Here is a 12,064-nt window from a genome sequence, read left to right as displayed (position 1 = left end):
CGGCTAATTTCCCAGCCGGGTTTTGGATTCACGTGAAACACTTTTTTAAGTGTTATGCAGCGCCGGAAATCCAGGCGGCAAGCGCGGTCTTCGGAGCAGCGCCAACCTTGATGTCAGCCACTTCGCCGCCCTTGAACATGGCAAGCGTCGGGATCGAGCGAACGCCGAACTGGGCAGCCAGTTCCGGGTTTTCGTCGATGTTCAGCTTGGCGACCTTCACCTTGCCGGAAAGTTCGGTTGCGATCTCTTCAAGGCTCGGAGCGATCATCTTGCACGGGCCGCACCATTCAGCCCAGAAATCCACGACGACCGGCTCGGCGGAGTTGAGAACTTCGGCCTGAAAATTGTTGGTATCGACCTTAACGGTAGCCATAGGGCTCTCCTTTACGATTCTTCGTTGCTGCAAATGTGAGATCGGCATTGATCATTTTCAATCTCCGTCATGTCACTTTGTCTTGAGCTCTGCAAGCGAGCGCGACATCAGCTCGACAGGTAATGTCATGACTGTTGCCGTCTCGGTATAGACCAGCACACAGTCGACTTGCTTGCCGGGATAAAGCGGCTTCATGATCTCGCGATAGATGGCAAGCTGCGCCCGATGCGTCAGCGGCACGGCCTCGACGTCCGCCGGTGGCTTGCGGTTGGTCTTGTAGTCGAGAATGATCACCCGATCGTCCATCTCCACCAGCCGGTCGATCCGCCCTGAAATCGCATAATCCTGCCCCTCCAGATGAAGCGTCCCCATGATCGACACTTCCGCCTGGCTGCGGGCCGAAAAGACCGGCGCAAGGCCGGAGTGTGAAAGCACCGAAATGACGCTCTCGACCAGCTTTTCCCGCTCGGCCTTGGGCCAGAACCGTGCAGCCCGCTCGGCATAGCGGTTGGCGGCAGTTTCACGCTCCACGTCGGAAAACTCCGTCAGCATCTGCAGCATGCGGTGAACCAGCTTACCCTTCTGCAGCGCAAGGCTTGCCGTTGCCTTGTCGCCGAACAGGGGAGAGGTGACGATCAGGTCGTCCGCATCGTCATCGATCATCACGCCGGCGCCCGATGGGCTGAGTGGTCGCGGCAAAATCTTCTGTGGGGGCAGGGGGCGTGACAGATCGCCCGGCAGGCCCGGTCTCTCCGCCGCCTTGTGTTCTTCGCGCTCCGCCCGCTCGACACTTCCGCCGGTAACCGGCAGCCGCCATTTCAACCCGCTCCATTCGCCATCCGGCCCGTTGAACGTGGTGGCGCTGCAATGCTGCTCGTCCAGCGAAAGCGCCCGCGAGATCATCGCCTGCCAGCTGTCCGGATTGTCACGCACGCCGCGATAGCCGCAGACGATCAGCCGGTCGGCCGCGCGTGTCATGCCGACATAAAGCAGCCGCCGATATTCCTCTTCGGAAAGCGTCTTCAGCCGCTCCTCATCGGCACCAGTCAGCGCGTTCGAAAGCGTCTTTCCCGGCAGCCATGCCGGAACATCGCCCTGCGCGGTTTTCAAGAACCGGAATTTCGGCACATGCGAGGAAATGAAGGATTTCGAATTGCTGTCGACCAGAAACACCACCGGCGCCTCGAGCCCCTTGGAGGCATGTACGGTCATGATCCGCACCTCGTTGCGCCCGCCATCCTGCTCGCGTTTGACCTCCGGGCTTTCAAGCTCCAGTGTCGAAACGAAAGCCTGAAGTCCGGGCAGGCCGGATGTTTCATGGTCCAGCGCGAAGGTCAGGAACTCATCGAGAATATCGCCGGCCTCCGTGCCGAGCCGCCCGAGAAACTTTCGCCGCCCGCCATATTGCCCCAAAATCCGCGCATAAAGATCATGCGGGCTGAGCAGCCGGGAAAGCGCAAGCAGATGCTGCAACCGTTCCGCAGCATCGCGAAATCGCAGCGGCTGTTCCTCGGCAAGCGCGAGAAGCCGCATCCAGGCGCTGGTATTTTCCGCCCGCAGCGCCGCGACCTCGAACACATCTTCTTCGGAAAGATCGAACAGCGGGCTCTTCAGAAGCGCCGCCAGCGAAAGATCATCCTGCGGCAAAAGCATGAAACGCCCGAGCGCGAGCAGATCCTGCACCGCGATATGGCTGGTCAGTCGAAGCCGGTCGGCACCGGCAACCGGAATGTTGTCGCGCCGCTTCAACGCCCGTGTCAGCGCATTGACGAAGGCATCGCGCTTGCGCACCAGAACCAGAATGTCACCCGGCTCGATCCGACGTTCCACACCTTTCTCGATCACCGTTTCATGGCCGATCATCTCACCGATCCGGTCGGCGATCCGCGCTGCAAGGATGGCAGCCGGTGCCTTGTCCGGCGTCGAATCGAAAGGCGCTGTCCAGTCCTCTTCCTGCTCGGACACTTCCGGCGCAACTACATCCCACAGATCGACCGCGCCGGCATGGCCCATTCGATTGGACCGGTGCTGCACCGCGTCGCCGATCGCCGAAAGCCCCTTGGCGTTCTCCTCCAGCGAAAACACCTGGTCGACGGCGGAGAGAACATCTGCCGTGGAGCGGAAGGAGAGCGGCAGGCGGATCGCGTGAAACGGCTGGCCGCTGCCGCTCACCTGCTTCTGTGTCGCGCTGCGCTCCTCGGCAAACCGTTCCGGACGCGCACCCTGAAACGAATAGATCGACTGTTTCTCGTCACCCACGGCAAAGATGGTCCGCAGCGTTTCGCGGGCGCTGGCGCCGGAATAGAAATCCTCCGCCAGCGACTTGATCACCGTCCACTGGATCGGGCTGGTATCCTGCGCCTCGTCGACCAGGATATGATCGATGCCCTGGTCAAGCTTGTAATGCACCCAGGCACCGACCCCGTCGCGGGTCAGAAGATCGGCGGTCCGCGCAATCAGATCCTCGAAGTCGAGCAGGCTACGCCTTCTCTTCAGCTCCTCGTAATCCTCGGTCAGCCGCGCCGCCAGCGTCAGTGCGGCCTTGGTTGCCGAAAACATCCGGATCAGCCGCAACCGGTCGCGGCAGGCAAACACATGGCTCCGCGCCGCATCGATCGCCGCCGCGAGCTCCGGCGCTGGCTTCAGCATCGTTTTGGCAACCAGAGAACTGTCGGCCTTGACCGTGCCCTTGGCGGTCAGAAAGATCGATTCCAGATAGTCGGCCCGCTTGAACGCATCCAGCTCCTTCATCACCACCCGCAGGCCATAGGCGACATCGGTCACCTTGGATCCACCACTCTGGTCGGCCAGCGACAGATAGAGATCGAGGGTAAGGCCCGACAGGCCGGGAAGCGGCCAGTAACTGCCAGCGATACTCTCTTCCGTATCACCCGCATCAAGCCCCAGCATTCGTTTAAGCTCAGGCCCTATCCCATCATGGCGCTCGGCATTCGCCGTGAAACGCCGGATCGCCGTCCGGTTGGCCACGATGTCGGAAAGCAGGGCTTCCAGCCCGAACTCGTCACCGAGATCGAGAACATGGGCAAAAGCTTCCGCCAGATCAGCATCATCCTCGGCAGACGTTGCAGTCAGAAGCGAACGCCGTGCTTCCGCCAGAAGCGCCGAAGCGGCCCGGTCGTCGAGCACGGAAAAATGCCCGGCGACATTGGCTTCCAGCGGAAACTGATGGAGCAGCGCTTCGCAGAATGCGTGGATCGTCTGGATCTTCAGCCCGCCTGGCGTCTCCAGCGCCTTGGCGAACAGCCGCCGCGCCTCGGCCAGCTTGGCGGAATCCGGCTCATGACCTTCGATGCCGGTTATCCGCTTGCGCAACTCCTCGTCGGAAAGCACCGTCCATTCTGACAGCCGCTGAAAAACCCGGTTCGACATTTCCGATGCCGCGGCCTTGGTATAGGTGAGGCACAGAATGGAAGAGGGGCGGCAGCCGGCCAACAGCAACCTGATCACGCGCTGGGTCAGGACATGCGTCTTGCCCGAACCGGCGTTGGCCGAAACCCAGGCCGAGCTTGCCGGATCCGAAGCTCGCGATTGCTGCACCGTCGTCCAGTCGATCCACTGCTTCGGCTCGTCGCCGGCCGGCAATTCATCGGTGAGGATCTCACTCATCGGCTTCACCCTCTCCGTCATCATCCGCCGTCGACCATTCGGCAACCCGGGCGAGGTGGTCGTATTCGCCACCAAAATCGCCCTGCGCAAAGGGCACCAGCCGCGAGGCAAAGCCGGCATCGCCGCTTCGCAGTTTCAGCACGAACCTGGTCAACTGATCGATCGAATCCTGCGCCAGGTCGATTGCCGATTTCGGCTGTTTCTTCGCACTGGCGGAAGAACCTTCATTGTTCACCCGCTCGGACCTGAACCGGTCCCCGGGCCGCAACCGCACATAAAGAAGATCGCCGGGCTGCTGAACACCCATCACTTTGAAGGCCCCCGCCTGAAGTGCCGCCGCCTCCAGCGCAAGCTGTGGATCGAGCAGCGCACGGGCCTGCGAAACCGAAGGGCTCAAACCCGTCTTGTAGTCGATAATGTCGGCGGTCCCCGAGCGCATCAGATCGATCCGGTCGGCAATACCGGTCACCCTTATCCCGGCCGTCTCGACCTCGAAACCGGCTCCGGCTTCCGTCACCGTGCTGCGCACCTCCGGCGCCCGTTTTTCTTCCCAATCAAGAAATGCCTTCGCCACTTCGACAAAACGCGGCCGCCAGACCCGGTCGATATGCGGCGGCAATTGCTCGGCATCGAACAGCTCCTGTGTGATCCGCATCATGGATTCACGTGAAACATTGCTGCCCGGCTTGTGGCCCTGCCGCGTATAGCGGTCGATGATCGCGTGATAGAGTGTGCCGCGCTGCGACGCGCCGGGGTCTTCGTTGAACGGCGAAAGCGGATCGAGTTTCAGGATGCGGCGGGCGTAGACGGAGTAAGGATCGCGCCGCAACCGGCCGACCTCGCTGAAGGAATATTTGACCGGCTGCAGCTCCGCCGGTGGTCTCGGGGCAGGGCGCTTTGCCGGCTTCTGGTCTGCGCCCGCGTCGATCAGCGAGGCCCAATGACGATAGTCTTCGCCGCGCGCTTTCAACCCGTCGGCAAAAGTCTTGCCCCCCAGCGCCAGCAATCGCTGCAGCCAGCGGGAAGCAACTGTCGGCGTCGCACCCTGGCGCAGCGAGCGCGAAAAGATCAGGTTGCGGGTGCCGCAGGCCATTTCGAAATCATGCGCCAGCTGGCCAATCCGTCGTTCCGGCGGCTCCAGCCCCATATCGGTCTTCATCGAGCGGGACAGGAACGGATTGTTGACCGTCTGCCCCGGCCACGATCCTTCGTTCAATCCGCCGAGGATCATCGTGTCGACGCTCTGCAATCGTGCCTCAAGCGTACCGAAGATGAATACCCGCGGATGTGCAAGCGAGCGGGGTTTCACGGCCCCGCCCGTCGTCAACGCCATGACGATATCGATCCATTGCGGACCATCGGCATCGATCTGCCCGTCGGTTTCCATCACTTCGGCAAGCAGGCCCGAAAGCTGCTCACCCGCCTCGCCGGACCAGAGCGCCGCAAGATCGCCGCGCTCGTCGATCGCAATTGCCTCCAGCGCCTTGCCGGTGCGGCTCGCCCATTCGGAAAGCGGCAACTTTGCCGTCAGCCCGCGACCGTCAGCGCGCCGGTGAACGAAAGAGCTCACCAGAGGTTCGACCGCCTGCGTGATCCGCCGAGCAACATCCCGCGCCATCTCGATCGCTTCTTCCGGCAACGAATCGATCCAGTGCGGCGTGTGCCGGTCCTCGGCATGCGCTGCCAGTTGGGTCTCCAGAAGCGGTTCGAGCGTCGAAATATCCATCTCGCCGACACCGCCACGCAGTGCGAGAACTTCCAGTGCGTCGATCGCGGTCTTGAGCTCGGCAACCGGCAGGCCAAGCCGCATCAGCGGATGTTTCATCAGGCCGACAATCGCAACCGGATCGCCCGGCCGAAGTGCCGCCTCCAGAAGCAGCTGGGTCAGCGTTCCCTGCGGTGTGCCGGAAAGCGCCGAACCGGCCGAATCGTCGGCAAGGATGCCGAACCGGGCAAGCTCCGCCGTCACCCGCCGGCCAAGCGCACGGTCCGGTGTGATCAGCGCCGCCTGCGCGGCATTGCCATTGCGGCCGGGCTTCTGCAGCGCGAGCCGAAGCGCGATGGCAATCGCAACCGCTTCCTCCCGCTCGTTGGCAGCCTCGATCAGGGAGACATCGGCAAATGCCGCACGAAGCGCCTCGATATCTGCATCGTCGCGCCACTCACTCCAACGGTCGGTCGCCTTGGCCGGCACCAGCGCCTGCGAGATGGCGGCCGCCCGGAACGCCAGATCGACCGGAACCTCTCCGATGATCCCGACGTCGTCCCGCACGGCACCGATCTTCTTCAACAGCTTGGAAAGCCCGAATTGCGAATGGCTGCGGCTGGCGGGGTCGGGCTTGCCGTCAAAGGTTTCCTCTTCGACGGTTGCCCATTGGTCATCCGGCATGGATGTGTCGAGGCCTGGAAGCACCACCGTTCCATTCGGCAAGCGAGAGATTGCCGCGATCAGCTCTGCCGCCGCCGGCACCGAACCCGTCGATCCTGCAACGATCACTGGGCCCTTATGGTCCCGTTCTCCGATCCGCCGCGCCTCGCTGCGCAGAATTGCAGCGCGATGTTTGGCAGGGGAGGAGCGCTTCAACTCTTCCAGCCGGAGAGGCCAGAAGGCACTGGCGATCTTCAGAAACTCGGCGGTCAGCTGCCACCAGAGCGCATGTTCGCCGGTCTGCAGATTGTCGAGGTCCGCCCAGTCGCGTTCTTCCGTCTCGATAGCGTCGAGCAATTCGGCGAGCGCTCGGGCAAGCCAGATCGCATCGGCCGGGCTTGCCGGCGCCACGAGCGGCGATTCCGAATGCACGTCGAGCACGATCTTTGGCAGCTGGTTGCGCCAGGCAAGGATCAGTCGGCCAAGTTCGAGCAGTCGGGATGTCCCGCCGATCGGCAGCGCCATGTCCATTTCTTCCGGCGCTACGAGATCGAAAAAGCCGCTGTCGTCGTCTGTTTCGCCAAGCGGCCGGATCACCGGCAGGATGGCCGCCCGACCGCCGAGCAGATCGACGAATTCCGAGCGCAGCACACGGGCGGAGCGCCGCGTCGGTACGAAGATGGTCACATCGGCGAGCGATAATGGATCGGCAGGATCGTAGCGAAATTCCTCGTTCAGCCGCCCGTTGCAAAGTGCGGCGGCGAGCGTCTTCAGGAATGGCACACCTGACGGGATCGAGAAAATTCGCCGTTTAGCCGGCATGGGTCACACCTTTCCGGAATGGCGGGCAATCACAGCCTCGGCCTCTGGAAGCGCTTGCGGCGTTCCCACCGTAATCCATTCGCCATCCATGACGAGGCCGAAAAGCCGGCCCCTGGCGATCGCCCTGTCGAAATAGATGTTGAGGTTGAAGGCGTCATCCGGCGCGTCCTCGAGCAGCGAGGAATGCAGCACGATCGCGCCGGCATAGACCACCGGGTTACCGCCATCGACATACCGGCTCAGCCGCCCGTCCGGATCGAGTTGGAAATCCCGCTTGCCGTTATGACCGGTCGTGCGTTCCAGCGGCACGCAGAGCAGTGCCATATCCATCCGCTCGGGATCGAAGAATCCGGCTAATTTCTGCAGGTTGTTGGGGGTGCCCTGCTTCTCGCCGATCCAGAACAGATCGGCATTCATCACATAGGTGATGCCGGGAGGAAGCAGCGCGAGACCCTTCTTGAGGCCCCCGCCGGAATTCATCAGCTTGGCGCGCTCGTCGGAAATGAGGATCTCGAGCCGTGGATAGGCTAAAAGATGCGCCTCCATACGGTCGGCAAAATGATGCACGTTGACGACGGCGCTGGTCACCCCGGCATCCGCCAGCGCATCGAGCCCGTAGTCGATCATCGGTTTTCCGGCGACCGGCACCAGCGGTTTTGGCATCGTGTCGGTGATCGGCCTCAGGCGCGTGCCAAGCCCGGCGGCAAGCACGACGGCCTGCGTGAGTGGAACCAAAGTCATCATCGAAGCCGTATTTATGATTCGGAAAAGTCTATTCCAGCCCGTGCGCACCAATCGCGCAAGGGGGCGAGCGCCTCATGGCTAAGCGCCGTGGAAAGATGACGCAATGTGCGCGGCATGTGCTGAAGATATTGCGGCTTGCCGTCACGCTCTTTCAATCGCACCCACAGACCGCCAAGCTTGCAGTTCCGCTGCGCCGCCATGATCGCCCAGGATTTGAGAAAGCCGGCTTCATCGAAATCACCCAGTGATCGACGCAGCGTCAGATAGTCGATCATCATCTGGTCGGCCAGCGCCTTCGGAATATCGACACGCGCGTCCTGCACGATCGAGGCAAGATCATAGGCAGTCGGCCCGATCATCGCATCCTGGAAATCGATCAGCCCAACCCGGCGCACACCGGCTTGCTCTGGCTGCCAGATGATGTTGGGCGAATGGAAATCACGCAGCAGCAGGTTCTTTTCCGCGCTCTGAAGTTTGCCGATCAGCCCGTCCCAGATCGCAAGATAATCCTGTCGCTCTTGCTCGCTCGGCTGTTCACCGCGTTTCCACGGCAGATACCAGTCGAGCAGCAGCCGGGCCTCCATCTTCATCGCGGTCGGATCGAAATCCGGCATGTGATGGATCGGGCCGCCTTCGATCGGCAGTTCCTGCTGCATCGCGTGGCCGTGCAGATAACCGAGGCAGACGACGCTTTCGCGATAACGATCCTCGATCGGCCTGCCACCTTCATCCAGCACGCCTTCCTGGCCGAGATCTTCGATGAGCAATATGCCCTGGTCGTAATCGACCTGCAGCACTTCCGGTGCCGTCAGGCCGATGCCGCGCAAATATTGCGAGATCGCCACGAAAGGATAGGCATCCTTCGCAATATGGGCGACCTTGGGATAGGGCTTTCCGTCCAGAACCGGCGGACCTTCCGGCCGCTTGGGCCAGTCCATCAACACCAGTGTTTCGCCGGTCGCGGTCGTCACACTTTCATAGGCCCGCATCGACGCGTCGCCGGTCAGAAACCTGCGGCTCGCACCGGCATAGCCGCGTGAATCGAGAAATTCGCGGATCGCCAGCACGCGGCTTATGCGCGAAAGGGCAGGGCCCCGCGCCGTGATCGTCACCCGGCGTCCCGTGCCCTCATGCGCAAGCTTCATCACGATCCGATCGGTGGGCAGAAGATCGCCGGCCATTTCCGGCCATTCGACCAGGCAGATGCCGGATGACAGTGCTTCGTCGAAACCGAGTTCGTCGAGTTCGCAGGAATCACCCAGCCGGTAGAGATCGAAATGCGCGATCGGAATGCGCAGCTCGTCATAGGATTGCACGAGCGTGAAGGTCGGGCTCGGCACTTCCAGATCGACGTCATCGGCCACCGCACGGATCAGCGCCCGAGCAAAAGTCGATTTACCGGCGCCGAGATCGCCCGAAAGCGCCACGCAATCGCCCGGCTTCAGCGCCAGTGCCAGATCCTCGCCGAACTCTATCGTATCCCGCTCACCGGCAAGGATCAGCGTCAGCGACTGGCCGTCACTCATTCGGCCGCGACCGAGTGGAATGAAGCATTGGTCGGAATGCGGCAGGTGACGGTCGTGCCTTCACCGGCCCGGCTATCGATCGAGACATCGCCATTATGCAGGTGGACGAAGCTTTCGACGATCGAAAGGCCAAGGCCCGCACCGCTGCGCTTGCCATCCTTGGCCTGCGCCTTGAAGCGGTCGAACACGGTCTTCAGCATGTCCGGAGGAATGCCGGGGCCGCGATCGCGCACCGAGAAGAACACGTTTGCCGCATCGCGCCAGCAATTCAGCGTGATCGTCGAGTTCTCCGGCGAGAAATTCGTCGCATTGGTCAGAAGCTTGATCAGGATCTGCTTCAGCCGCTGCTGGTCCGCCACGATCGTGCCCATTCCGGCGGGCGCGATGATTTCCAGCGTCATGTTGTTTTCCTGCAGCCGGTCGGCGATCTGCATCGCCACATCGTCCAGCAGGTCCTCGATCGCCAGCTCGGAATAGTTCAGTTCCATGATGCCCGCATCGACGGTCGCGAGATCGAGAATGTCGTTGACGATGGTCAGCAGCACCGACGACGAGGTGGAGATATGGTCGATATATTCGGCCTGCCGCTCGTTCAGCGTGCCGATGCCAGGCGTCTTCAGGAGATCGGTAAAGCCGATGATATTGGTCAGCGGCGAACGCAGCTCGTAGGAAACGTGCTGCACGAAATCGTTCTTCAGCTCGTCGGCCTTGCGCAGCGCCTCGTTCTTTTCCTTCAGCGCCGTTTCGGCCTGCACGCTGGCCGTCTTGTCGACAAAGGTCAGCATAGTTTGTGCATTCGGCAGAGGTGTGACCGCGTAATCGAGGATCAGTCCGGTATAAAGCTGGAACTTGCCGTCGAGTGTTGGTCTCTCGTCATCGAAAGCGGTAAGCGCCTGCGCAAACCTGCGCCAGCCGTCCGGTTCGGCATAGGAGGCGGCACATGCAGCCTCGATCGTCTTGATATGGGTGCCGGGTTCCGCCTGTTCGGCGGTAATGCCCCAGAGAGCACGGAAGGCCGGGTTCGACAGCCGGATGCGGCCATCGGGACCAAACACCGCCACGCCTTCGGTCAGGTGATCGATCGTCTCGCCCTGAACCCGAACCAGCGTATTGTAGCGTGCCTCGAGATCCACCTGTTCGGTGAGGTTTTCGAATACCCAGGTCGCGCCGCCCTGCGGGTGTGCGGTGGCGATGACGCGCAGCGTCTGGCCGTTCGGCAGATGCCAGGTATCCGTCTTGGTATCAAGCGACTGGTAGACGGCGAGCGCCGTGTCCTTCCAGTTCCGCCAGTTCAGCTGTTCCGGCAGTTTGCCGTTCGTGCGCAGCCGATCCAGCAGCTCGCTGTTATCCGGCTTCGATTCCAGGAACGGCAGATCCAGATCCCAGAGCTGCATGAAGGCCTGATTGTAGAACTGCAGGCGGCGCTGGCTGTCGAAGATCGCCACCGGTGTTGCCAGATGATCGAGCGTTTCGGCATGACTTTTCAGCGTCCGCTTCAGCTCCTCGCGCACGGCCTCTGCCTCGGACACGTCGATCGCCATGCCGGCCGAACCGTCGGTCGTCACCACATCGACGACATCCAGCACGGTGCGATTACCATGAACGACGGTCGAAAGTCGGTCATGGTAAGGCGATGTGACGGTGGCCTTGGCCCGGATCATCTCGCGGCTGACCGTGCCGAGCAGTTCGCGGCCTTCTTCCACGGCGCGTGCAGAGCTTATCGCATCGACGGCCTCGCCATAGGCGTGATTGACCCAGGCAAGCTTGCCCTGTGCATCACGGCGCCAGACCGGCTGTTCGATCGTATCCAGCAGGGATTCGAACATCGAGATCGAGCTTCCCAGCCGATCGCGCTCGATCTTCAGTTCGGCAAGTTCCGCCCGCAGATTGTTGAGTGCGAGGAAACGCACGAAAGCCTTGCCGCCCGAAACTCGGCCCTGAACCTCAAGCACTTCGTCTCTGGCGGTCTCGATCACCATGTCGAAGCTGCGTGCATTGCTTCTAAGCTCGTCGATCGCCTTTTCGAGTTCCGCAGCGGAACCCGGACGAAGCCAGCGGCCGAAAGCGAGGAACTCATTATCCGCCTGCGGAGCGCCTGTCTCGACAGGCAGATGGCCCAGGAGTTCTGCTTTGAATGCGCCGCTTTCCCAGACCACGATGCGCCGGTTCTTGTCGGCGATCAGCGCCTCGTATTTAGAAATCCGCTGCTGCGCTTCAGATAGCGCGCCGCGCATTTCTTCGGTCTCGACTTCCATATTGCCGCGCTGGCGCACCAGCCAGACGGTCGAAAGCAGCGCAGCACCCAGCGCACCGATGACGACCGAGGAAACGATGACCTGCGCCGAGGAGAACAGCTGCACAGCCGTTTCCTCCTGCGCAAAGGCAGCAGTCGGCAATGCGACCAGCGCCGTCCCTGAAAGAAGGGAACGGGCGATCCGCTTAAGCCGGATATAGGTTTTTCTGCCGTATCCGCCATTCGCGAAATACGGGTTTCCAAAAGCGCGCATGCGCAAGCCAGAAACTGGATCGGCCTGCTTTGACAGGCTCGTTTTTTTTACCGCCATGACCGGTGTGTCTCCGTCCAATTGCCGCTCATCGACAAGA

6 protein-coding genes are annotated in these 12,064 nt (G+C 61.7%); all 6 read right to left on the bottom strand.

Annotation, left to right across the window (positions count from 1 at the left end):
- Positions 1-52 precede the first annotated feature (52 nt).
- Entirely contained in the window at positions 53-373 is a 321-nt protein-coding gene (trxA, locus tag ACI3K0_RS19180; protein ID WP_148143837.1) for a thioredoxin, read from the bottom strand.
- A 72-nt stretch (positions 374-445) separates the two neighbouring features.
- Positions 446-4,000 (bottom strand): double-strand break repair helicase AddA, encoded by a 3,555-nt coding sequence (gene addA / locus ACI3K0_RS19175; RefSeq protein WP_404946052.1) that lies wholly within the window; start codon positions 3,998-4,000, stop codon positions 446-448.
- The gene (gene addB / locus ACI3K0_RS19170) at positions 3,993-7,190 is read right to left on the bottom strand and encodes a double-strand break repair protein AddB (RefSeq protein ID WP_404945974.1); all 3,198 of its coding nucleotides are present in this window, start codon (positions 7,188-7,190) and stop codon (positions 3,993-3,995) included. The genes addA and addB overlap by 8 nt, the downstream gene beginning before the upstream one ends.
- A 3-nt stretch (positions 7,191-7,193) precedes the next feature.
- Positions 7,194-7,931: a nucleotidyltransferase family protein gene (locus ACI3K0_RS19165; protein WP_183829705.1), complete on the bottom strand. Its 738-nt coding sequence runs from the start codon at positions 7,929-7,931 to the stop codon at positions 7,194-7,196.
- A 14-nt stretch (positions 7,932-7,945) separates the two neighbouring features.
- Complete coding sequence (gene tsaE, locus ACI3K0_RS19160) at positions 7,946-9,460, bottom strand: tRNA (adenosine(37)-N6)-threonylcarbamoyltransferase complex ATPase subunit type 1 TsaE (RefSeq protein ID WP_183829702.1); 1,515 nt, start codon at positions 9,458-9,460, stop codon at positions 7,946-7,948.
- The gene (locus ACI3K0_RS19155) at positions 9,457-12,024 is read right to left on the bottom strand and encodes an ATP-binding protein (RefSeq protein ID WP_404945973.1); all 2,568 of its coding nucleotides are present in this window, start codon (positions 12,022-12,024) and stop codon (positions 9,457-9,459) included. Before ACI3K0_RS19155 ends, tsaE begins: the two co-directional genes overlap by 4 nt.
- Positions 12,025-12,064: the final 40 nt, after the last annotated feature.

The organism is Rhizobium sp. ZW T2_16, assembly GCF_044987325.1.
GTDB lineage: Bacteria > Pseudomonadota > Alphaproteobacteria > Rhizobiales > Rhizobiaceae > Neorhizobium > Neorhizobium cellulosilyticum.
Note: the sequence above shows the minus strand (reverse complement) of the source record. Positions and strands in the feature narration are given on the sequence as shown.

Coding starts and splice junctions, on each gene's coding strand:
- trxA (WP_148143837.1), bottom strand. CDS start 373: ATGGCTACCGTTAAGGTCGATACCAACAATTTTCAGGCCGAAGTTCTC.
- addA (WP_404946052.1), bottom strand. CDS start 4,000: ATGAGTGAGATCCTCACCGATGAATTGCCGGCCGGCGACGAGCCGAAG.
- addB (WP_404945974.1), bottom strand. CDS start 7,190: ATGCCGGCTAAACGGCGAATTTTCTCGATCCCGTCAGGTGTGCCATTC.
- ACI3K0_RS19165 (WP_183829705.1), bottom strand. CDS start 7,931: ATGACTTTGGTTCCACTCACGCAGGCCGTCGTGCTTGCCGCCGGGCTT.
- tsaE (WP_183829702.1), bottom strand. CDS start 9,460: ATGAGTGACGGCCAGTCGCTGACGCTGATCCTTGCCGGTGAGCGGGAT.
- ACI3K0_RS19155 (WP_404945973.1), bottom strand. CDS start 12,024: ATGGCGGTAAAAAAAACGAGCCTGTCAAAGCAGGCCGATCCAGTTTCT.